This is a genomic window from Pseudomonas sp. TE3911 (genome assembly GCF_054062775.1).
The window spans coordinates 4,178,985-4,200,350 of sequence record NZ_JBSSFP010000001.1; the positions used below are offsets into that span (position 1 = coordinate 4,178,985).

General features: G+C 60.9%; 19 protein-coding genes and 1 pseudogene. 6 read left to right on the plus strand and 14 right to left on the minus strand.

Annotated elements, in window-relative coordinates; all coding sequences use genetic code 11:
* The first annotated feature begins 151 nt into the window (after positions 1 to 151).
* From aauS to ACVWXD_RS19005, 3 genes are read left to right on the plus strand one after another with little or no spacing between them, the layout of a single operon-like run.
* Positions 152 to 2,053, plus strand: coding sequence for a two-component sensor histidine kinase AauS (gene aauS, locus ACVWXD_RS18995; protein WP_032891816.1), 1,902 nt, complete (start codon positions 152 to 154; stop codon positions 2,051 to 2,053).
* Positions 2,050 to 3,387 (plus strand): two-component response regulator AauR, encoded by a 1,338-nt coding sequence (gene aauR / locus ACVWXD_RS19000; RefSeq protein ID WP_032891818.1) that lies wholly within the window; start codon positions 2,050 to 2,052, stop codon positions 3,385 to 3,387. The genes aauS and aauR overlap by 4 nt, the downstream gene beginning before the upstream one ends.
* Positions 3,387 to 3,725, plus strand: a complete 339-nt coding sequence (locus ACVWXD_RS19005) for a GlpM family protein (protein WP_095183946.1) — start codon at positions 3,387 to 3,389, stop codon at positions 3,723 to 3,725. Before aauR ends, ACVWXD_RS19005 begins: the two co-directional genes overlap by 1 nt.
* Positions 3,726 to 3,849: 124 nt before the next feature.
* Here ACVWXD_RS19005 and ACVWXD_RS19010 read toward each other — a convergent pair whose 3' ends face one another.
* The 6 genes and pseudogenes from ACVWXD_RS19010 to ACVWXD_RS19035 all read right to left on the minus strand — a co-directional run bounded on the left by ACVWXD_RS19010 (position 3,850) and on the right by ACVWXD_RS19035 (position 11,915).
* Positions 3,850 to 5,247 carry a sigma-54-dependent transcriptional regulator gene (locus ACVWXD_RS19010; RefSeq protein ID WP_122680291.1) on the minus strand — a complete coding sequence of 466 codons (1,398 nt, stop codon included), beginning with the start codon at positions 5,245 to 5,247 and terminating at the stop codon, positions 3,850 to 3,852.
* The gene (locus ACVWXD_RS19015; RefSeq protein WP_457371247.1) at positions 5,237 to 7,006 is read right to left on the minus strand and encodes an ATP-binding protein; all 1,770 of its coding nucleotides are present in this window, start codon (positions 7,004 to 7,006) and stop codon (positions 5,237 to 5,239) included. Before ACVWXD_RS19015 ends, ACVWXD_RS19010 begins: the two co-directional genes overlap by 11 nt.
* The gene (locus ACVWXD_RS19020; protein WP_122764802.1) at positions 7,003 to 8,130 is read right to left on the minus strand and encodes a GNAT family N-acetyltransferase; all 1,128 of its coding nucleotides are present in this window, start codon (positions 8,128 to 8,130) and stop codon (positions 7,003 to 7,005) included. Before ACVWXD_RS19020 ends, ACVWXD_RS19015 begins: the two co-directional genes overlap by 4 nt.
* Positions 8,131 to 9,002: 872 nt before the next feature.
* A pseudogene (locus tag ACVWXD_RS19025) lies at positions 9,003 to 9,833 on the minus strand (alpha/beta hydrolase); the annotation flags it as partial.
* Positions 9,830 to 11,224, minus strand: coding sequence for an aspartate aminotransferase family protein (locus ACVWXD_RS19030; RefSeq protein WP_032891824.1), 1,395 nt, complete (start codon positions 11,222 to 11,224; stop codon positions 9,830 to 9,832). The pseudogene ACVWXD_RS19025 and the gene ACVWXD_RS19030, both read right to left, overlap by 4 nt.
* Positions 11,217 to 11,915, minus strand: coding sequence for an MtnX-like HAD-IB family phosphatase (locus tag ACVWXD_RS19035; protein ID WP_457371248.1), 699 nt, complete (start codon positions 11,913 to 11,915; stop codon positions 11,217 to 11,219). Before ACVWXD_RS19035 ends, ACVWXD_RS19030 begins: the two co-directional genes overlap by 8 nt.
* A gap of 227 nt (positions 11,916 to 12,142) precedes the next feature.
* On the opposite strand from ACVWXD_RS19035, the gene ACVWXD_RS19040 reads away from it, so the two are divergent.
* Positions 12,143 to 12,898 carry a MipA/OmpV family protein gene (locus ACVWXD_RS19040; protein WP_032891826.1) on the plus strand — a complete coding sequence of 252 codons (756 nt, stop codon included), beginning with the start codon at positions 12,143 to 12,145 and terminating at the stop codon, positions 12,896 to 12,898.
* Positions 12,899 to 12,950: 52 nt separating this feature from the next.
* Here the strand turns inward: ACVWXD_RS19040 and ACVWXD_RS19045 are convergent, their stop codons facing one another.
* The 5 genes from ACVWXD_RS19045 to ACVWXD_RS19065 all read right to left on the minus strand — a co-directional run bounded on the left by ACVWXD_RS19045 (position 12,951) and on the right by ACVWXD_RS19065 (position 16,544).
* Positions 12,951 to 13,343 (minus strand): DMT family transporter, encoded by a 393-nt coding sequence (locus ACVWXD_RS19045; RefSeq protein WP_032891827.1) that lies wholly within the window; start codon positions 13,341 to 13,343, stop codon positions 12,951 to 12,953.
* Positions 13,340 to 13,720, minus strand: a complete 381-nt coding sequence (locus tag ACVWXD_RS19050; RefSeq protein WP_032891828.1) for a DMT family transporter — start codon at positions 13,718 to 13,720, stop codon at positions 13,340 to 13,342. The genes ACVWXD_RS19045 and ACVWXD_RS19050 overlap by 4 nt, the downstream gene beginning before the upstream one ends.
* The gene (locus ACVWXD_RS19055) at positions 13,717 to 14,637 is read right to left on the minus strand and encodes an arginase family protein (protein ID WP_095183941.1); all 921 of its coding nucleotides are present in this window, start codon (positions 14,635 to 14,637) and stop codon (positions 13,717 to 13,719) included. Before ACVWXD_RS19055 ends, ACVWXD_RS19050 begins: the two co-directional genes overlap by 4 nt.
* A gap of 179 nt (positions 14,638 to 14,816) precedes the next feature.
* A complete protein-coding gene (locus tag ACVWXD_RS19060; protein WP_032891830.1) occupies positions 14,817 to 15,470 on the minus strand; it encodes a DsbA family oxidoreductase in 654 nt (217 codons plus the stop codon).
* Between the two features lie 54 nt (positions 15,471 to 15,524).
* Positions 15,525 to 16,544: an alpha/beta fold hydrolase gene (locus ACVWXD_RS19065; RefSeq protein WP_032891831.1), complete on the minus strand. Its 1,020-nt coding sequence runs from the start codon at positions 16,542 to 16,544 to the stop codon at positions 15,525 to 15,527.
* Positions 16,545 to 16,726: 182 nt separating this feature from the next.
* Here ACVWXD_RS19065 and metR point away from each other — a divergent pair, with 182 nt between their 5' ends.
* A complete protein-coding gene (gene metR, locus ACVWXD_RS19070) occupies positions 16,727 to 17,644 on the plus strand; it encodes a transcriptional regulator MetR (RefSeq protein WP_032891832.1) in 918 nt (305 codons plus the stop codon).
* A gap of 115 nt (positions 17,645 to 17,759) precedes the next feature.
* Here the strand turns inward: metR and ACVWXD_RS19075 are convergent, their stop codons facing one another.
* Genes ACVWXD_RS19075 through ACVWXD_RS19085 form a run of 3 tightly spaced genes read right to left on the minus strand, consistent with a single transcriptional unit; the run spans position 17,760 to position 20,052 of the window.
* Positions 17,760 to 18,266 (minus strand): GNAT family N-acetyltransferase, encoded by a 507-nt coding sequence (locus ACVWXD_RS19075; RefSeq protein WP_260366733.1) that lies wholly within the window; start codon positions 18,264 to 18,266, stop codon positions 17,760 to 17,762.
* 24 nt (positions 18,267 to 18,290) lie between these two features.
* Positions 18,291 to 18,704 carry an NUDIX hydrolase gene (locus tag ACVWXD_RS19080; protein WP_032891837.1) on the minus strand — a complete coding sequence of 138 codons (414 nt, stop codon included), beginning with the start codon at positions 18,702 to 18,704 and terminating at the stop codon, positions 18,291 to 18,293.
* A gap of 31 nt (positions 18,705 to 18,735) precedes the next feature.
* Positions 18,736 to 20,052, minus strand: coding sequence for an HD domain-containing phosphohydrolase (locus tag ACVWXD_RS19085; protein ID WP_032891839.1), 1,317 nt, complete (start codon positions 20,050 to 20,052; stop codon positions 18,736 to 18,738).
* 380 nt (positions 20,053 to 20,432) lie between these two features.
* Between ACVWXD_RS19085 and ACVWXD_RS19090 the strand changes: the two genes are divergently transcribed.
* Positions 20,433 to 21,356, plus strand: coding sequence for a cytochrome-c peroxidase (locus tag ACVWXD_RS19090; RefSeq protein ID WP_371260767.1), 924 nt, complete (start codon positions 20,433 to 20,435; stop codon positions 21,354 to 21,356).
* The last annotated feature ends 10 nt before the right edge of the window (positions 21,357 to 21,366 follow it).

Here is a 21,366-nt window from a genome sequence, read left to right on the forward strand (position 1 = left end):
TAGAAACAGGGCCAATGTGGGAGGGGGCTTGCCCCCCGATAGTGGTGGATCAGCGATAGATATACCGACTGAAACACTGCAATCGGGGGCAAGCCCCCTCCCATGCTGGACCGCACAGGCTGGCAGCTCTGGTTGACCCAAGGCATCTGTGATGAAATGCGACCCCAACCAATTTCGCGCCGCACCGCCATCACTTGCCGTGAAGCCTCGTCTGATTCGCCAACTGTTCCTGCCGCCGTTGATCGTCGCCCTGATGATCGGCTTGGGTTATATCGGCTTTTGGATCAGCGAGTACTACGGCATCCGCACCCTCAGCGACACGGGCGAACGCCAGTTGGAGCTGCATGCCCGCACCGTCGAAAGTGAACTCAGCAAATACACTTACCTGCCCAGCCTGCTGGAGCTGGAGACCAGCGTCTCGCAGCTGCTCGCCGACCCGAGCCAGGAAACCCGCAAAAACGTCAACGACTACCTCGAAGGCCTGAACCGACGCAGTCGCAGTCGGGCCATCTACGTGATGGACACCACCGGTCGGGTGCTGGCCACCAGCAACTGGCGCGATGCCGACAGTTACCAAGGTGAAGACCTCTCCTTCCGCGCCTATTTCCAGAACGCCGTGCGCGGCCAGCCCGGGCGTTTCTACGGCATCGGCAGCACCAATGGCGAACCCGGTTATTACCTGGCCCACGGGTTGGAAGAGCACGGCAAGATCATCGGCGTCGCAGTGGTCAAGGTACGCCTTGAAGCGCTGGAAGAACGTTGGCAACGTGCGCGCCTGGAAGCCTTCGTCAGCGACGAGAACGGCATCATCATCCTCTCCAGCGACCCGGCCCGCCGCCTCAAGGCCGTGCGTCCGTTGAGCAATGAAACCAAGGATCGCCTGGCCCACAGCCTGCAATATTACTGGGCCACGCTGAACGAGCTGGAACCGCTGGCCCGTGAGCGCTTGAACGAAGGCACCGAAAAACTGACCTTTCCGGCCAACAGCGAAGTGGTCAACGACGAGCACGAAGTCAGCTACCTGGCGCAAACCCGACCGCTCAACGACACACCGTGGAATTTCACCCTCCTCACTCCCCTCAATGACCTGCGCCGCGCAGCGATCAACCAAGGCATTCTGGTGGCTGTCGCATTTGGTCTGGTGGCATTCCTGCTGATTGCCTGGAATGAGCGACGCAAAGTCATCGCCACCCGCCTCGCCGCACGGGAAGCCTTGCAGGAAGCCAACAGCCAGTTGGAGCGTCGGATTGCCGAACGCACCGCCGACCTGCGCGCCAGCAACGAACGGCTCAAAGGCCAGATCCGCGAACGACGCCAGGCCGAAGAAACCCTGCGCCGTGCCCAGGATGAGCTGGTGCAGGCCGGGAAACTGGCGGCCATCGGCCAGATGTCCACCAGCATTGCCCACGAATTGAACCAGCCGTTGGCCGCGCTGCGCACCTTGTCCGGCAACACCGTGCGCTTCCTGGAGCGCGGCGCCCTGGACACCGCCAGCGCCAACCTCAAGACCATCAACGAACTGATCGACCGCATGGGCCGCATCACTGCCAGCCTGCGCTCCTTTGCCCGGCGCGGTGACGACCAGGGCGAAGCCAACCTCGCCAAGGCGGTGGACGCTGCGTTCCAGGTACTGGGCGCGCGCCTGGACAGCCTGCCGCTGACCGTGCATCGCGACTTCGTTGCGGCCCATTTGCAGATCGACCAGACACGCCTGGAGCAGATCCTGGTCAACCTGATCGGCAACGCCCTTGACGCCATGCAGGCACAACCCGCTCCCGAGTTGTGGCTGGAAGGCAGTGTCGCCGAAGGCAAATACCGCCTGCATGTACGCGACAACGGCCACGGCATCGACGCCGAGGCGCGCAAGCATTTGTTCGAACCGTTCTTCACCACCAAGCCCGGCGAGCAAGGTCTGGGCTTGGGCCTGACCCTGTCCGCCAGCCTCGCGGCGGCCACCGGCGGCACGCTCGCCGTTGAGCATCCGGCCAGTGGTGGTACCGCTTTTGTCCTGAGCCTGCCGCTGGTAGGCGCTCAACAAGCTGAGTCGACATGAATATTGATCCTCAAGACCTCACCGTGCTGATCGTCGAAGACGACCCCCATGTGCTGCTCGGCTGCCAGCAGGCCCTCGCGCTGGAAGATATTCCCAGCGAAGGCGTGGGCAGTGCCGAAGAGGCGTTGAAGCGCATCGGCGAGAACTTCGCGGGCATCGTGATCAGCGACATTCGCCTGCCGGGCATCGACGGCCTGGAGCTGCTCACCCGCCTCAAGGCCCTGGATAAAAGCCTGCCGGTGGTGCTGATCACCGGGCACGGCGATATCTCCATGGCCGTCGGCGCCATGCGCAATGGCGCTTACGATTTCATGGAGAAGCCCTTCTCTCCCGAACGCCTGGTGGATGTCGCCCGTCGTGCCCTTGAGCAACGCGCACTCGCGCGGGAAGTCTGGTCACTGCGCCGTCAGTTGGCCGAGCGTGACTCCCTGGAAGGCCGCATCATCGGCCGCTCCCCCGCCATGCAGAACCTGCGCGAGCTGATCGCCAACGTCGCCGACACCTCAGCCAACGTGCTGATCGAAGGCGAGACCGGCACGGGTAAAGAACTGGTCGCCCGCTGCCTGCATGATTTCAGCCGGCGCCACTCGCACCAGTTCGTCGCCCTCAACTGCGGCGGTCTGCCGGAGAACCTGTTCGAAAGCGAGATTTTCGGCCACGAAGCCAACGCATTTACCGGCGCCGGCAAGCGGCGCATCGGCAAGATCGAGCACGCCCACGAAGGCACGCTGTTTCTCGATGAAGTAGAAAGCATGCCGATCAACCTGCAGATCAAATTGCTGCGGGTGTTGCAGGAACGCACTCTGGAACGCCTGGGTTCGAACCAGAGCGTGGCCGTGGATTGCCGCGTGATCGCCGCCACCAAGTCCGACCTAGACGAACTGAGCCGCGCCAGCCAGTTCCGCAGTGACCTGTACTACCGCCTCAACGTGGTCACGTTGGAACTGCCGCCGTTACGCGAGCGCCGCGAAGACATCCTGCAACTGTTCGAACACTTCCTGCAGCAGTCATCCCTGCGCTTCGACCGCACCGCGCCGGAGTTGGACAACCAGACCCTGTCCAGCCTGATGAGCCATGACTGGCCCGGCAACGTGCGTGAGCTGCGCAACGTCGCCGAACGTTTCGCCCTCGGCCTGCCCGCCTTCAAAAAAAGCGGCGCCAGCAGTGGCAGCCACGGCCTGGCGTTTACCGAAGCGGTGGAAGCCTTTGAGCGCAACCTGCTCAGCGACGCCCTGCAACGCAGCGGCGGCAACCTGACCCAGGCCAGCCAGGAACTGGGGATGGCCAAGACCACCCTCTTCGACAAGGTCAAGAAATACGGGTTGAGCCACTGATGGATCTATTCTTGAAAGCCGCCCTCGGCGCGGCGGTGGTACTGATATTGGCCGCATTGGCCAAGACCAAAAACTATTACATCGCGGGGCTGGTACCGCTGTTTCCGACCTTTGCGCTGATCGCCCATTACATCGTCGGCAAGGGCCGTTCGGTAGACGATTTGAAGACCACGATCCTGTTTGGGATGTGGTCGATCATTCCGTACTTTGTGTATCTGGCGACGTTGTATGTAATGGTTGACCGCATGCGGCTGGAGGCCTCTTTAGCCGTAGCCGCGGTAGCGTGGCTGATCGCCGCGACGATCCTGGTGAGTATCTGGGTACGCCTCCATACCTGACTCGACTCGGTCAAAAAATGTGGGAGGGGGCTTGCCCCCGATAGCGGTGTGTCAGTCAGTTCATCTTTAACTGATCCACTGCAATCGGGGGCAAGCCCCCTCCCACATTTTTAATCGAGGTGTGTCAGCGGACTATCTTGTCGACCTGGATGCCCAGCTTCTTCAGGCGATACCAGAAACTGCGCTCAGAGATCCCGATCTTCGCCGCCGCCGCAGCCTGCACGCCATTACTCTCCTGCAACGCCGCCAGTATGTAGGCCTTCTCCACCTCCGCCAGCGCCGCATCCAAGTCCTGAGGAATCCCTGGCCCGTCGCTGAGAATCGTCGTCACGCCCAGCTCGCTCGGCTTCGACGCAAACAGGTAACCCGGCAGGTCGATATCCTCGATGACCGGCGATGCCGCCACAATCGTTGCGCGTTCCACACAATTTTGCAGCTCGCGGATATTGCCGGGCCAGTGATACGCGGCCATCGCCTGCAATGCTTCGGGGCTGAAGCCGGTGATGCGTTTGCCCGCAGTGGCGCTGAGGGTCTGGGCGAAGTGGCGGGCCAGGGGCGCGATGTCTTCGACGCGCTCGCGAAGGGCCGGCAAAGGGATCGGGAACACGTTGAGGCGGTAATACAGGTCTTCGCGAAACTCCTTCTTGGCCACCGCTTCCAACAGGTTCTTGTTGGTGGCCGCGATCACTCGCACATCCACCTTGCGCTCGCGGGGATCGCCCACCGGCTCGATGACCCGCTCCTGCAATGCACGTAGGATCTTGGCCTGCAACGCCAGAGGCATATCGCCGACTTCATCAAGGAAGAGCGTGCCTTTGTCGGCCTGCATAAAACGCCCTACCCGGTCCGCTACCGCGCCAGTGAATGCGCCTTTGCGGTGGCCGAACATCTCGCTTTCCAGCAGCCCTTCCGGGATTGCGGCGCAGTTGACCGCCACGAAGGGTTTGTCGGCACGGCTGCCGTGTTTGTGGATGGCACGGGCGACCATTTCCTTGCCGGTGCCGCTTTCACCGGTCAGCAGGACAGTGGCGCTGCTGTCACGCACCGATTCCACCGCTTGCAACACCGTGCGAAACGCCGGGCTGTCACCCACCAGGCTGTCGAACTGGGCATGCTCATCCAGCTCGGCGCGCAGGCGTGCGTTGTCGCGCATGATGTCGCGAAACTGCAAGGCTTTGCTGACGGTGATGTCCAGCTCGTCGATATCGAACGGCTTGGCGATGTAGTCATAGGCGCCGTTGCGCATCGACTGCACGGCGTTTTTCACCGTGCTGTAGGCGGTCATCACAATCACCGGCACATGGGGGTAGCGCACCTTGATTTCCGCCAGCAGCGCCGGCCCGTCCATACCTGGCATGCGCCAGTCACTGATCACCAGGTCGATGTCTTCCTGCTCCAGCACCTTGAGCGCGTGCAGACCGTTACCGGCGATAAATACCTGGATGCCGTTCTGACTCAGGGCCGACGCCAGCAGATCACAGAGCTTGGGTTCGTCGTCGACCACTAGAATGTTATGCGTCATGACTGTCCTCGTCGTCTTCGCCCATCGCCGGAATGTACAGGCTGAAGGTGGCGCCGGCATCTTTCTCGCTGGCGCATTCAATGCTGCCGTCGTGACTTTCCATGATCGAATAGACCTTGGCCAGACCCAAGCCGGTGCCCGAGGCCTTGGTGGTGACAAAGGGCGTGAAGATGCGCTCGACCATCTCAGCCGGAATGCCCTGGCCGGTGTCGGCAATGCTGATAACGGTGTTTTCGCCCACCGTGCGAATCCCCACGGTCAGGCGCCCGCCTTCGGGCATCGCGTCGATGGCGTTGAGAATCAGATTGAGGCACGCCTGTTTGAGCTGTTTGGCATCCGCGTAAATAGTCGCGCCCGGTGCCTGGTCGTCGATCTGCGCATCGATGTTGTGAGTAGCCAGTTCCGGGGCGCAGAAACCGAAGATTTCCTCCACCAGCGGACGTGCCGGCTGCACCACACGTAGCGGCGGATTGGGCTTGGCGAAATCGAGGAACTCGGTGATCAGGTCGTTGATGCGGCTGACTTCACTGATCACGTACTCCAGGTGGCGCTTATCGGTGTCCGCCAGGTCGGCGCGGCGGTGCAGCAACTGGGTAGCGGTCTTGATGATGCCCAGGGGGTTGCGGATCTCGTGGGCCAGGCCCATGGCGACTTCGCCCAGTGCATGCAGGCGATCGCGGCGGCGCAACTGGGCTTCGAGGTGATGCAACTCGCCCAGGCGCTCGGTCATATGGTTGAAGGTGCTGCTCAATTGCGCCAGCTCATCGCCGCCGCTGACCGCTACGCGATGGGTGTAATTGCCGGAAATCACCGCACTCACGCCTTGGGACAAGTCTCGCAGCGGCCGGGTCAGGCGCCGTGACACCAACACCCCCGCCGCCAATGACAGCGCCGAGCTGACCAGGAATATCAAGACGAACAGATTGCTCTGGTTGACCAGCCCCACCAGGCTGCTATGGCGCAGCAGGCCGCTGAAAATCACGCCCTGCAAATCGCCCGCGTCGTTGAAGATCGGCCAGTACAAACCGCTGTAGTTATTGGTGAATTGCTCGCTGGGCTGTTTGGTGCTGCGCATAGCCGCTTCGACATTTTTGGGGATGCGCGACGGGTGATCCTCGAAGCGCTGGGTCGAGAAAATTTCCGAGAAGCCCTCGGGGTTGGCCAGGTACAGGCGCAGGTCAAGGGAGTGCACATCGGCCACGCTGGTGAGGAAACTGCTGTCCAGGTAAGTGGCCACCAGCAACTGGTAGTCGACGCCGTCCCGGGAAGTGTCGAACGTAGAGACCACAATGCCCGTGCTCACGCCCGCCACCTGCACCGTCTGCAACACCGCGTTGCTGGTCAGGCTGATCTGCTTGACGATGTCGTCGGAGGCGGTGCTGAACACCGTTTTGTGGTCACTGACGCGAATCAACGCGACCACGTCAATGTCCGTGGCATCGGCGATGTCGGCCGTCAGCCGGTCGTGCCGGGCAGCTTGCCGGTTCTCCGGCGGGCTGGTGTAGCGCAGGAACAATTTGGCCATGCGCGCGTTGTCATGAAGGATGTCGCCGATCTCGTCCTTGACGATCTTGGTCGACTCCTGCAGCCAGATCCGCACGTTGCTGTCGAAAATCTGCGACAGCGTGGTAGCGGCCAACTCCGCCGCGATCATGGTGGGAATCACGCTGACCAACCAGAATGCCAGCACCAGCTTGCGCTGGACACTCCAGCGCGAAATGGCAAAGGGACGGGCTTTCTGGCGGGTCTTGGTGATCATCGGGTTTCGCTTATCGCAGCAGCCATGGCAGGGTCGGAACGGTCCGGTCGAATAAACAGTTTTACAAGCTTGAGCAGGCCATTGACCAGCCGGTTGCGGTGGCGGAAAAACACACTGTTGCCCTGGAACTCACAGCCCAGGCGCAGCTTACTGGCATACCCGGCCTGCCCGCACTCGTACACCGCAATATTGTGCTCAATACAATAGTCGACGTTGGTCAGCCAGCTACGGAAATACAGGTTGTAGTCGCGGGTGAAGTTCACGTCATGCCCGAAGAACTTGTCCACCAGCCGATGCTCATCCACCAGCATCAGGTTGAACGCCACCAACTGCTCGTCCACCCAGTAAAGCGCACACACCGCGCGTGACTCAAGGCGTTCAAGCACACCGGTGAAGTAGCCCGCAGGCAGGCGTTCGAATTGCAGCTCGGCGCGGGTGAGTGTGGCTTCGTAAAGGCGCATGACCTCAGGCAGTACATCGTCGATGTTGCGCCGCCACTCCACCCGTGGCCCCGGTGCGCGCAGTTTGCGACGCAGATCCTTGCGCGTGGATTTGCCCAGAGAGCCCAGGTAGGCGTCCACTGAACCGTAGGGCAACGGCAACACACCGGTGGGCAGGCTCGGCATGGTCTGGAAACCGGCGGCGCGACAACTGTCGGCCCAGTGCGGATCGTTGCTCGGCGCGTCCTTGACCGCCACCAGGCCGATACCGAAGTCATCGGCGTCGTGGCGTGCGGCGTCCAGCACATGCTTGAGCAACAACGGGCGACGCGACTCGGGGACATGGCGGGCAAATCCGGCATCACAGCGCTCGGCCACCGGCGAGCCGATGGCATAGAGGCCCAATGTCAAAACCCCCGGCCACCGTCGCTCCAGGCGTTCGGTGAAACGCTTGCCGACGCCTGAAACCGTGGTATCGAGGCGGTAATGGGTGATGAACGCGGGGGCGACTGCCACCAGGGTTCCGTCTTCGTAGACCGCAAGGTAGCGCCACTGGAAATCATCGAGGGCCGCGTTTTCCACGGCGACGTAATAGTCCCAGTCTTCCAGGGCACCGGGGAAGCAATCGTTCCACGCACTGCGCTGGAGGGCCCGGATGGTGGGGAAGGCTTGGGTGGTGATCACATCGTTTCCATATTCAGGGCCTGGGACCGGCGATTTTTTGTGGTGAATGGGGCTATCTGTGATGAAAGGTTTTTTGTAGTGAATGGTACTTTTTGTGGTGAGCAGTACTTTTTGTGGTGAGCGGTACTTTTTGTGGTGAATGGCACCTTTTGTGGTGAGCGGTACTTTTTGTGGTGAGCGGGCTTGCCCCGCGCTGGGCTGCGAAGCAGCCCCACTCCAGGCAACGAGTTTCTCCAGCTAGACCGCAATGGCCGGTTTTGGGGCGGCTTCGCCACCCAGCGCAGGACAAGCCTGCTCACCACTAGAGCCCTGCATACCACAACACTCTGGAGGGTCCGGATGGTGGGGAAGGCTTGGGTGGTGATCACATCGTTTCCATATTCAGGGCCTGGGGCCGGCGATTTTTTGAGGTGAATGGGGCTATCTGTGATGAAAGGTTTTTTGTAGTGAGTGGTACTTTTTGTGGTGAATGGCACCTTTTGTAGTGGGCGGTACTTTTTGTGGTGAAAGGCACCTTTTGTGGTGAGCGGTACTTTTTGTGGTGAATGGCATCTTTTTTGGTGAGCGGTACTTTTTTGTGGTGAGCGGGCTTGCCCCGCGCTGGGCTGCGAAGCAGCCCCACTCCAGGCAACGAGTTTCTCCAGCTAGACCGCAATGGCAGGTTTTGGGGCGGCTTCGCCCCCCAGCGCAGGGCAAGCCTGCTCACCACTGGAGCCCTGCACATCACAACCCCTCTGCTCACCACTACAGCCCTGCACACCAAAACCCCTCTGCTCACCACCACAGCCCTGCACACCAAAACCCCTCTGCTCACCACTACAGCCCTGCCCACCACAAAACCCCTGCTCAGCAAACACTGAGCCGGAGCCCGCTGCAGATGTATGCCGCTCGATGAACGCAGCACTCAACTCAATCACCCGCCGGTATTGCAGGTCGACGGTGATCATGTGGTAGCAGTTATCCAGCAGAATCTTGGTCACTGGGCCGCCAAGGTGGCGCTCTACATAGTCGGCGTTCCAGCGGCTGGTGATGTCGTCCTCGATGGAGTGCAGCACCAGCGCCGGCACGTTGATCCGGGGCATGCGTTTTTTGACCACTGCGTTCATCCAGTGCAACTCGCGCACGGTGACGCCTTCCATGGTCAACAACCCCGCTTCGCTGCTCTCGCCCTCTTTCATCTGGCGTTCAACAATCGCCCGCAGGCGCTCATTCTTGATGCCGTAGGGCGGTTTCTCAGTGAAGCGAAACAGACGCACACCAAAGGGAATCCGGATCAGCAACGGCGTGATGAACGCCATTTTGTTGATGCTCCAACCGTCGTACTTCAAGGTGGTCGAGTACATCAGCAGCCCGGCGACCTGCCCCGGGTGTTCCGAGGCCACGTACATCGACATCACCGCGCCCATGGACAAACCGCCAACGAACACCTGTGCGTGGCGCCGCTTGATCTGTACGAAGGTCTTGCGCACGCCTTCATACCAGTCGCGCCAGCCGGTGGCCTGCAGATTGCTGTTATCGCCGCAGTGTCCCGCCAGCGTCGGCACGTACACCGTGCAATTGCCGGCCTTGGCCAGGCCTTTAGCGACCTGGCGCAATTCAGTCGGAGTGCCGGTCAGGCCGTGGATCAACAGGATCCCGACCGGACCATCACCGAGAACGAATCCGGCATCACCTTCACCGAGGTCGATCTCTGCACTGTTCACCGATTGGTCGCTCGCACCAGCAACTGCTCAAGCAGCTTCAGGCCCAGTTCGATTTCCGGGTAGCTGATTTCCAGGGACGGTGCCAGGGTGATCACGTTCTTGTAATAACCGCCCACGTCGAGGATCAGGCCGAGTTTCTGGCCATCCACCACCATGTCGCCCTTCATGCCTTCTTCGACCATGTAGTCCAGGGTCGCCTTGTCCGGGGTGAAGCCATCCGGTCCGCAGATTTCGCAGCGCAGCGCCAGGCCCAGACCGTCGACGTCGCCGATGATCGGGAAACGTTTCTGCAGGTCCTGCAGGCCTTCGAGGAAGAACTTGCCCTTGGCCATGACCATCGCGCCGTAGTCGACTTCGTTGGTCATCTTGAACATCTCCAGGCCCACCGCCGTGCCCAACGGGTTGGAGGCGAAAGTGGAGTGGGTGGAACCCGGCGGGAAGATCTTCGGGTTGATCAACTCTTCACGGGCCCAGATACCGCCCAGTGGGTTGAGGCCGTTGGTCAGCGCCTTGCCGAACACGATCACATCCGGCTGCACGTCGAAGTGTTCGATCGACCACAACTTGCCGGTGCGGTAGAAGCCCATCTGGATTTCGTCGGACACCATCAAGATGCCGTGCTGGTCCAGCACGTGCTTGAGTTCGCGGTAGAAGTTCATCGGCGGGATCACGTAGCCACCGGTGCCCTGGATCGGCTCGACGTAGAACGCGGCGTATTCACTCTGGCCGACTTTCGGGTCCCACACGCCGTTGTATTCGGTCTCGAACAGGCGGGCAAATTGCTGCACGCAGTGGCTGCCGTACTCTTCCTTGGTCATCCCTTTGGGGCCCCGGAAGTGGTACGGGAACGGGATGAACTGCGCGCGTTCACCGAAGTGGCCGTAGCGGCGGCGGTAGCGGTAGCTGGAGGTGATCGACGAGGCGCCGAGGGTACGCCCGTGGTAGCCGCCTTCGAAGGCGAACATCAAGCTTTTGCCGTTGGTGGCGTTACGCACCACTTTCAGGGAGTCTTCGATCGACTGCGAGCCGCCGACGTTGAAGTGCACGCGACCGTCGAGGCCGAATTTCTTCTTGGCGTCCACCGCGATCATTTCCGACAGCTCGATCTTGCCCTTGTGCAGGTACTGGCTGGCGATTTGCGGCAGGGTGTCGATCTGCTGTTTCAGCGCATTGTTCAAGCGCGGGTTGGCGTAGCCGAAGTTGACCGCGGAGTACCACATTTGCAAGTCGAGGTAGGCCTGGTCTTCGGTGTCCCACACATAGGAGCCTTCGCAGCGGCTGAAAATACGCGGCGGTTCGATGTAGTGAACGGTGTCGCCGTAGGAGCAGTACTTGGCTTCTTTATCCAGGAGGACCTGGTCTTCGGCGGTAGCGATGCGGATATCAGACATGGTGGAAAATTTCCTGAGTGTCGGCAGTGAAGGAGGTAGCGTTGGCGGCGATGCCCTGAGGCAGTAGGGCCAGCAACGCAGGCACTTCGGCGAAGGTGTCGAAGCGCGCGTGAGGGATGTTGTTGGCCTCGCAGTACTGGGCGAGGCTGCCTTTGGCGAACACGAAGTCGGCGGTGGACGCCACGCACATGTCGGACTTGCCGTCGCCGATCACCAGCACGCGCTTGTTGCGCGGCGTGGATTTGCACTTGCAGTTGCCGGACGCGGCGCGGCAGGCATCGCTGGAATAGGGGAAATCGATGCGCCAACTGTTCTGGTCGACCTGGCGCAGGCGATTAGCGAGGATCGGCAGCAAGGTCACGTAGTTGCGCGACAAGATCCGCGCAATGCCTTGCTCGATGCCGTCGCTGACCACTTCAACGGACGCGCCCAGGCCGATCACGTGATCGACGAAATCCGGGAAATCCGGGTCGATCTCAACGCTGTCGAAGTACGCCAGCAATTCGCTGGGGGTGGCCTTGATCAACGCCAGTTGGCGGCTCAGGCATTCGCGTGAACCGATATGCCCGTCCAGCCATTGCTGCTCGATGGTTTCCCATTCGGGGCCGGCGAAGCGTTGGAGGACGTTGTCGATGACATCGGTGGGGGTGATGGTCCCGTCGAAGTCGCACACGATATGCCAATCAATCATTGTGGTTACCTTGATGGAGTGCGCTGTCTGCGCTTTCATCAGGGCTAGAGCAGGGAGTGTGCCAATTGGTTAAAGCCTCGCAGGGCTGGGGGGTTTAACGGGTGTGAGCGGGGAATTTGTGTCGTCAGAGCTACAATTTTTGTAGCTTGCTACAAACAAGATGAGTGCTTGCATGGGGGTGATGGTTTGCGCGTTCATGCGCGTGTATTCACTTAGGAACTGTGACCATGTTGAGGATCACATGCGCGGCGTTCGCCGGTTTACTGAGCCTCGCCGCCCAGGCCGAAGGCATCAGCGGTGACGTCGGCGCAGGCGTCAGCTACCAACCCCACGATCCGACCGGCAGCCGCTACGAAACCCGGCCCGTGCCCTATCTCGACCTCGACTGGGGCAACGTGAGCCTGAGCACCGACGACGGGCTGAGATGGAGCGCGCTGAACACACAGGGTTTAAGTGCAGGTCCGTATATCAATTACTTGCAGGGGCGCACCTCCAACGGTTCGCTGCAGGGGATGCGCAATGTGTCGGACATGGCCGAGGTCGGGGGTTTTATCCAGTACGCGCCGGCTGACTTCTGGCGGGTTTACGCCCAGTTGGGCCAGGCCGTCGGTGGCGGGCATTCCCAGAGCGGCGCGCTGGGCAAGGTCGGCGGTGAGCTCGGTTACCCGTTGGGCGGCGGAATCATCGGCAGCAGCGGCCTGGTGGCGCATTTCGCCGATGCACGCCAGACCCAGACGTTTTTCGGGGTGGATGATAACGAAGCGGCGGCCACAGGCTTCAAGGCCTACAACGCCAGTGGCGGCTTCCAGAACGTAACCCTGAGCCAGAGTTTCCAATTCCCCCTTGCGCCCAATTGGTCACTGCTGACCAGCGCAAGTTGGGTGCACCTGGTGGGCTCGGCGGCCAACAGCAGCATCGTCAAGCAGACCGGCGACGTGAACCAGGGCCAGGTACAGACGGCGATCAGCTACACGTTCGATTGATCACTTCGGCCCCATGTGAGAGGGACTTGCCCCTCCCACATGGGTCCGCATTTCAGTTTTCTTCGCCTTCGGCCAGCAGCGCTATCCCACCGATAATCACCGCCACGCCTACCCAGTGCAGCGGGCTGATATGTTCCCCCAGCCCCAGCCACGACCCCAGCAGCACCACCACAAACACCAGTGAACTGAGCGGAAACGCCAAGGACAAACTGCTGCGCCGCAGGATCAGCATCCACACGAAAAACGCGCCGATGTAGCAGGCAATCGCTGCGAGGATCCCAGGGTTCCGCGCCACGTCGGCCAGCCACTGCCAGTTGAAATCCATTTGCCCCAACTGGTCACCGGCGACTTTGGTAAATAACTGCCCGGCGCTCTCGGTGCAGATCAGTAAGGCCCATAGCACCACGGTGCCAAAACGCCCATGCAACCACGCGTGCGAATTCATGCCTGACTCCCTGCAATGGCCACCAGCATCACCCCCAAGGTAATCACCAGCGTGCCCAGCCAACGGCGGCGGCTGACGGTTTCGCCCAGCACCACTTTGCCCGCCAGCACCACCCCGCAATACGCCAGCGCAGCGGCTGGAAACAACAGGCTCAACGGCGCGCGGGACAAGGCTTCCAGCCAGATAAAAAACTCAATGACGTAGGCCCCGATCCCCGCCCACAGCAACGGCGCATTAAACACCTGGCCCCAGAACGCGTTCAGGCGAAAGCCACCTTCCAGCTCCGGCAAACGGTCCAGGCCGAGCTTGAAACACAACTGGCCGATCACATCGAGCACGATGGAAAACGCCACCAGCAACACCACGGTCAACGTCACGGGAACAGCTCCTCAAACAGGTCGATCAGGGCCTCATTGGTGGCGGCATTGCGCTGCAAATCCTCGGGGCTCCAACGCTCCGCTGGAGGCTGGTCAGACTTGGCTTCCCAGCGCTTGAAAGCATTGCTGAAGGCCGGTGTAGCGAACTCGCCGCACACGTCGATACCGATGATGCGCTTGCGTGCCGCCAGCGCGCGCAAGGCTTGCAACAAGTGGGTCAGGCGCATGCCGCCCTGGTCCCAGTTAGTCGCCGCGTCTTCGCTGGCGAGCACGTCTTTGTCGACGGTAATCCAGATCGCGTCAGTGGGCAGGCTGCTGATCATCTGCTCTAGGAACGCGGCCCAATCCAGCTCCGCCAGGTTGCGCCAGTGCAGGTGGTTTTCCTGCTGTTGGTGACCGGCGCCATCGCCGACCCTGCCCCACACTTTCGACGGCGGGTGTTGCCACGGGAACAGCTGCAAATGCCCGCGCTTGAGCGCACCAAGGTTGCCGCCGCGCAGCTGCGGGTTGTGCAGGTCATCGCTGCACGGGCCGAGGGTGACGATGCGTTTGATCGCCGGCATCTTCAGCGCGCGGTTGACCCACGAACCGCAGTGGCGCTTGGGCGCAAAGCGCACCCAATCGGGATGGTTGTCGAAGTGGATCAGGCTGATGGGTTCTTTGAGATCGGCAAGGAATGCTGGCGTGAGGTGGTGATAATCGCCGGAGCCGACAAACAGGATTTCCGGTCGCGCATCCGTGGGCCGTGGCCGCTGGGCCAGGCGTTCAGCGAAGCGTTTCCAGGTTTTTTCGGTGGACCACAGGCGCAGCTTAGGGCCCAGGTCGAGCAGGTCGATGCGCGTGGCACGGCCACTGGCCAAACGCCGGGCAATCGGTGCCTGACCGGTGAGGCTGTGGTCGAGGTCAAGAATGTTCAAGGTAATGTTTCCCCTATGGCTTTAGGGGGTCAATGCAAGGGGCGGGCCAGCGAGATATTCAGATTCACACAGAACTCATGTGGGAGGGGGCTTGCTCCCGATAGCAGTGGTTCAGTCAATACAGGTGTTGACTGACACTCAGCTATCGGGAGCAAGCCCCCTCCCACATGGGAACACGGTCAGGCTCGGGCTTCGTTGATGATCTGGCGAATCGCGCCCACAAAGGCTTCCGCCGGCTGGCCACCGCTGACGGCGTACTGGTCGTTGAACACGATGGTCGGCACCGACGTCACGCCACGGGAGGTCCACAACTGCTCTTGTTCACGGACTTCGGCGGCGTACTCGTCGGAGGCGAGAATCTCGGCGGCGCGCTTGATATCCAGGCCGACGCTCTCAGCAATAATCGCCAGGGTGGCGTGGTCGGACGGGTCTTGGCCATCGGTGAAATAGGCCTTGAACAACGCTTCCTTGAGGTTGTACTGCAAACCTTCAAGGCCAGCCCAATGCAACAGGCGGTGGGCATCGAAGGTGTTGTAGATACGGCTCTGGCCATCGGTGCGGAAAGCAAAGCCCAACTCGGCGCCCATGTCGCGGATACGCGCACGGTTGGCCTGGGACTCTTCGGCGGTCGAGCCGTATTTTTCAGTGATGTGTTCGACGATGTTCTGACCCATGGCGGGCATGTTCGGGTTCAGTTCGAACGGTTGGAAATGAATCTCGGCCTGCACCTCGGTGCCCAGTTGGTCGAGGGCCTCAGTCAGGCCGCGCAGGCCGATGATGCACCAGGGGCAGGACACGTCGCTGACGAAATCGATTTTCAGGGGAGTACTCATGGTAGGCAACCTCGTTGGCAGTCATACGCCGCAAAGGTTGCACGATACACCACCTCACAGCAGCTTCGCAGGCGCCGCCTGATCAATCTGCGCCCAATGGGCCGCGTCTTCACGATGAGCTTGCAGGTACGGCAACACGGCCGTCAGCAGCGGCGCCTTGAAGGCTTCCTGAAAACGATGGGCCATGCCGGGAATCAGCTTCAATTGGCTGCCCTGGATATGCGCCGCCAGGTGCACGCCGTGCATCACCGGCAATAACGGATCGGCGGTGCCGTGGACCACCAGGGTCGGCACGCGCAACTGGTTGAGCAACGGCACGCGACTCGGCTCAGCGAGAATCGCCATGATCTGGCGTTTCACGCCCTCCGGGTTGAAGGCGCGGTCGTAGGACAGCGCCGCCTGGTGCAGCAACGCTTGGCGATCATCCTTGATAGTCGGACTGCCCAGCGCGGCCAGCAAGTCAGCCTGTTGCTCCAACGCGACTTCACGATTGGGCGCGCCGCGCCGTGACAACAGTTGCACCAGCGCCGCACTCGGTGCCGGCAAGCCTTCAGCGCCAGAGCTGGTCATGATCAAGGTCAGGCTCTCCACACGCTGCGGCGCCATGGCCGCCAAGTGCTGGGCGATCATGCCGCCCATGCTCGCGCCGAGGACGTGGAACTGTTGAATCTGCAACGCGCTCATCAGCCCGAGCGCATCATCGGCCATATCGGTCAGGGTGTAAGGCGCCGCCACCGGCAAGCCGAGCTTGTAGCGCAGCACTTCAAACGTGAGATTGGCGTTGGCCGGCGCCTCGCGCCAAGTGGACAGGCCGACATCCCGGTTGTCATAGCGGATCACCCGAAAGCCTTGTTGGCAGAGGGCAACCACCACTTCGTCCGGCCAGTGGATCAACTGCCCGCCCAGGCCCATCACCAGCAGCAAGGCCGGGTCGGACGCACGGCCGATACTCTGGTAGGCGATGCTCACCTTTTCCAGGTCGACCGTTTGGGTCGGGACATTGACATCACATCGAGACGCCGCAAAAGACGGCAGGCCGAACAATAAGGCGGCCAGTAAAAGCAACACGCGCATGAAAAACACCGAAACGCAGAACCCCAGTAGAGCGCGAGTCTGATGAAGTTTGTTCAAGCGCGCTGCCACACTTCCATGACAGTTTGATGAAGAGTGCCCAGTGGTCGTGGTCGACATGCCTTGCAACATGAGACAAACTCACGCTATTCAACTTCGTCACAAATTGTCTTCATGGAGAGCTCGTGCTCGAAATCCGTCACCTCAAGACCCTGCACGCCCTGCGCGAAGCCGACAGCCTGGTGGAAGCCGCTGAGCGCCTGCACCTGACGCAATCGGCCCTGTCCCACCAGTTCAAGGAGTTGGAGGAACGCCTGGGCATGCAACTGTTCGTGCGCAAGACCAAACCGCTGCGCTTCACCAGCGCCGGTCTGCGCCTGCTGCAACTGGCCGACGCCACCCTGCCCTTGCTGCGCGGCGCCGAGCGCGACATCGCACGTTTGGCCGGAGGCACCGCTGGGCGTCTGCACATGGCGATCGAGTGTCACAGTTGCTTCCAGTGGCTGATGCCAACCATCGACCAGTTCCGCGATGCCTGGCCCGAAGTCGAACTGGACCTGGCTTCAGGCTTCGCCTTCGCGCCGCTGCCGGCCCTCGCCCGTGGCGACCTCGACCTGGTGGTGACCTCCGACCCGCTGGAACTGCCGGGCATCACCTATGTGCCGCTGTTCACTTACGAAGCCATGCTCGCGGTGGCCAACCAGCACGCGCTGGCGAGCAAGTCGTTCATCGTGCCCGAAGACTTGCTTCCCGAAACCTTGATCACCTACCCGGTGGAGCGCGATCGTCTGGACATCTTCACCCGCTTCCTGGAGCCCGCCGACATCGAGCCGGCCCAGGTGCGAACCTCGGAACTGACGGTGATGATGATGCAACTGGTCGCCAGCGGCCGTGGCGTGTGCGGCATGCCCCATTGGGCGCTGCATGAATACAGCTCGCGTGGCTACGTAAAGGCCAAGCGCCTGGGTGAGAAAGGTTTGTTTGCGACGCTGTATGCGGGGATTCGTGCGGACATGCTGGATGCGCCGTATATGCGCGACTTTTTGCTGACGGCCAAGGATACGTCGTTTTCCACTTTGGACGGAGTCAGCGCGGTGCGTTGAAACCACACAGTTCCAACTGTGGGAGGGGGCTTGCCCCCGATGGCGATTGCACATTCAACATTTCTGTTTGCTGACACTCTGCTATCGGGGGGCTAGCACCCTCCCTCATTGGCTCTCAGTCAGCCTTGAGTTCGCGCCACATGTGGATTTTATCGAAGTAATCCACGCCCACCCGCACCGCCAGCGGCTCCAGGCCGTACTGGATAAACCCGCAACGTCGGTACAGCGCAAACGCTGCATCGTTGCCGGCGGTGACGGTCAGTTGGATGACTTTGAGGCGCGGATGTTGGCGCGCTTCATCCAGCGCCGCTTCCACCAACCGTCGGCCCAAGCCCTTCTGCTGATAAGCCTCGGTCACGTACATCCCAAACAAGGTCACTTTGTGCCGCGCCTTCTCCCGAAGCTCGAACGCCAGGCCGACGATGCCAGCCAGTTCATCCCCTGAAAACGCGCCGAGCAAACGATCCTGGCGCCCGTCCAGACGCTTTTCCCACCAGCTCAACGGCATGGCTGCGCGCTCGGCCACACTGGAGGTGAATGCCTGGGGATAAGCGCCATACGCCTCCAGCATCAACGCTCGATAAGCCTCGGCGTCGTTGCCGCCCAGCGTACGGATGATCACGTTTGAGTCCTTTGCGCCTGAGCGTCAGGCAGTAATGGCCAGCGATGAGCGATAGAACGGCAGGATCTGGTCACGGGTCAAGGGCGCCAGCACCAGGCCGCCATCACCGGCAGGGTCGATCCAGCGAACCTCTTCGATTTCAGCAGCCGGACTGACCTGCGCATCGATCTGCACTTGGAACAATTGAGCTTGCACGGTAAATCCGGGCTCATTGACCGCAGGGGCCGAGAAGTTACCCAGGTAGACCGCGTCGCTGGGTTTGATGCGCAGGTTCAGCTCTTCGTACAACTCACGGGCCAGGGCCTCGGCAGGTTGCTCACCGGCGTCGATCTTGCCACCGGGTTGCATAAAGGCCTGGGTGCCGCGCTTGCGCACCAGCAGGGTTCGGCCGTCAGCGCCGATCAGCAGGGCGGCGGCGATACGGATAGTGGTAGGCATGAATTGAACACCTTGAATTCAAAAATAAACATTATTGGAGCACTGCTTCGGTGTCGTCCGGCTTCTTGATAAACACGCTGTACTTGGCGCCTTCCATCGCTTCGAACGCAATCAGCTTGTCCACCAACGGCAGGTTCAGCACCTTGCCGGCGTTGAGCAGCAACATCCCGTTGTCGGCATTGAGGTTGCGCGCCAGGACCATGCCATCGGCCAGTTCCCGGGTGCTCAACACTTTGACGGTCGGGTCGCCCAGGGTCACATCACTGAGAAATGCCGCGCAGGCCTGGACGAAGTCCTCGATCAGCTCTGGATCGTAGAGGCGCCCGGCGTATTTGCGGATATATAACAGCGCTTCATCGCTGTTCAAATGCCGCTCAAGGATCAGACCCTTCTGCAGTTCGATAAAGTCCACCGCCAGCTTCAGCAGGCGCGAACCGAACGGAATCGCATCGCCCTTGAGGTGGTCGGGAAAACCACTGCCGTCCCAGCGCTCCTGATGGTGACGAATCATCCGCGCCGCATCCTTCATCGGCTCCAGGGTCATCAACAGCGATTCGCTCTGGGTCGGATAACCGCGGTACCGTTCGCGATCGGTGCTGTGCAGCTTGTCGGCCGGTTCGATCAACATGCTGTCGCTCCAGCTCAGCTTGCCGATGTTGTACAACGCAGCTGCCATGGCCAAGTCACGGGCGCTGGCGTCGTCTATGGACTGGGCGGTGCAGTACACGCGCACCAGTTCGATCAGCGCGCGGTTGGTCTGTTTGTCCTTGGGCAGACGCAGGTTGGCCAACAACGAAAACACTTCGGTGCCGGTCACGTAGCTGCGCTTGAGCTCGTCATAGGCCAGATCGAGCATATCGGCGGTTTGCTGCAACTCGGACGTGCGCGCTGCCACCCGTTTTTCCAGCGTGTTGTTGAGCGCCTTGAGCTGCTCGTTCTGCTCCTGGGTCAAGCGCTCCAGGCGCTGATGCTCCAGAGCCTGCTGCAAGATCAGCTTTAGTTCGTCGTCGTTCCAGGGTTTGCCGATATAGCGGTGGATCTGCCCTTCGTTGATCGCCTTGATGATGGTCGGCAGGTCGGCGTAGCCGCTGAGCAGAATGCGACTGGTAGCGGGATAAAGGCGATGAACCTCGGCCAGCAATTGTGCGCCGTCCATGCCCGGCATGCGCGCATCGCTCATCACCAGGTCAATGGGTTGGGCGGCCATGATCTCCAGGGCCTGGGCGCCGCTGCCCGCGAGCACTACATCGAAGGGTTGGCCGCGCAACAGGCGGCGCAAGCTGTTGAGGATCGACTCTTCATCGTCGACCAGCAAAATAGTGGGTTTCGTCGCAAGTTGTTCATCCATGCCTACTGCGCCTTCACATTGAACTGAATGGAGCTGAATTGAACCCTGGTACTAAGCCGTGTTCCCTCGCCCAAGGCGCGGGCTTGATTTGACGCCAACTGGCCGCCGAATTCAAGGGAGCTCGACTAAGCTGTGACATCAGGTCAGTGCCCCGCCGCGCCAGGTTGCCCAACAGCACGTTGCCGGGCAACCGGCCCTCCTCAAAACCCGGGAGAGCGAAAAGAGCCAGGGTTTTCTATTCAGCAAGGCCGCGTCGACAAAGGATTTTGCCCAATGGCTGCAGTTGGGCTGCGCCATGCCGATAACCTATCAATAGTCCACACGATGCAAGGAGTGCTCGCTTGAGCGACGTCGCAACTCACGGTTTCGGCCTGGTCCTTATGATGGGACTCAGTGTGTCACTGATGGCCGCGCCGCTGGATGAGGCACTCAAACCTTTGCCGACGGTTCCAGTACTGGACTCAGCCAAAGTCGAGCTGGGTCGGCAACTGTTCAACGAACCGCGCCTGTCGGTGAATAACACCCTGTCTTGTGCCAGCTGTCACCGACTGGCCTCCGGCGGCGCTGACGACAAGCCGTTCTCAATAGGTTTCGACGGCAAACCGGTGCAAATCAATACCCCCTCGGTCTTGAACGCCAGCCTGAACTTCAAGCAGTTCTGGAATGGCCGCGTAGACACGTTGCAAGCGCAGGTCGAACAAGTGGTCATCAGCCCCGTGGAGATGGGCAGCGACTGGAAAACCGTGGTGCAGAAACTGTCAGACGTGCCCGCCTACCAGAGCGCCTTCAAGCAGGCGTACCCCGACGGCGTCACCGTCGACAATGTGCAAAACGCCCTGGCCACCTATGAACGCACGCTGCTCACCCCTAACTCGCGGTTCGATCAGTACCTGCTGGGCAACACGGAGATTCTCACGATCGAGGAAAAATACGGCTACCAGCGTTTCAAGGATTACGGCTGCATCGCTTGTCACCAGGGCGTGAATATCGGCGGCAATATGTTCCAGAAGTTCGGCGTGATGGGTGATTACTTCAAGGCGCGCGGCAACCCGGTGGAGTCCGACCTGGGGCGCTACCTGCTGACCCTGGACGAAGAAGATCGCCACGTGTTCAAGGTGCCCAGCCTGCGCAACGTGGCCGTCACCGCGCCGTACTTCCACGATGCCTCGGCCAAGACCCTGGAAGCGGCGGTGGATGTGATGTTCAAGTACCAGTTGGGGCGCAACCCTTCCCAGGAAGACAAAGACCTGATTATCCAGTTTCTCAAGACCCTGACCGGCGAATGGGCAGGCAAGCCCCTATGAGCATACCGTC

Coding starts and splice junctions, on each gene's coding strand:
- ACVWXD_RS19005 (WP_095183946.1), top strand. CDS start 3,387: ATGGATCTATTCTTGAAAGCCGCCCTCGGCGCGGCGGTGGTACTGATA.
- aauS (WP_032891816.1), top strand. CDS start 152: ATGAAATGCGACCCCAACCAATTTCGCGCCGCACCGCCATCACTTGCC.
- aauR (WP_032891818.1), top strand. CDS start 2,050: ATGAATATTGATCCTCAAGACCTCACCGTGCTGATCGTCGAAGACGAC.
- ACVWXD_RS19065 (WP_032891831.1), bottom strand. CDS start 16,544: ATGCGCGTGTTGCTTTTACTGGCCGCCTTATTGTTCGGCCTGCCGTCT.
- ACVWXD_RS19040 (WP_032891826.1), top strand. CDS start 12,143: ATGTTGAGGATCACATGCGCGGCGTTCGCCGGTTTACTGAGCCTCGCC.
- ACVWXD_RS19060 (WP_032891830.1), bottom strand. CDS start 15,470: ATGAGTACTCCCCTGAAAATCGATTTCGTCAGCGACGTGTCCTGCCCC.
- ACVWXD_RS19035 (WP_457371248.1), bottom strand. CDS start 11,915: ATGATTGATTGGCATATCGTGTGCGACTTCGACGGGACCATCACCCCC.
- ACVWXD_RS19010 (WP_122680291.1), bottom strand. CDS start 5,247: ATGACGCATAACATTCTAGTGGTCGACGACGAACCCAAGCTCTGTGAT.
- ACVWXD_RS19030 (WP_032891824.1), bottom strand. CDS start 11,224: ATGTCTGATATCCGCATCGCTACCGCCGAAGACCAGGTCCTCCTGGAT.
- ACVWXD_RS19080 (WP_032891837.1), bottom strand. CDS start 18,704: ATGCCTACCACTATCCGTATCGCCGCCGCCCTGCTGATCGGCGCTGAC.
- ACVWXD_RS19090 (WP_371260767.1), top strand. CDS start 20,433: ATGATGGGACTCAGTGTGTCACTGATGGCCGCGCCGCTGGATGAGGCA.
- ACVWXD_RS19015 (WP_457371247.1), bottom strand. CDS start 7,006: ATGATCACCAAGACCCGCCAGAAAGCCCGTCCCTTTGCCATTTCGCGC.
- ACVWXD_RS19045 (WP_032891827.1), bottom strand. CDS start 13,343: ATGAATTCGCACGCGTGGTTGCATGGGCGTTTTGGCACCGTGGTGCTA.
- ACVWXD_RS19085 (WP_032891839.1), bottom strand. CDS start 20,052: ATGGATGAACAACTTGCGACGAAACCCACTATTTTGCTGGTCGACGAT.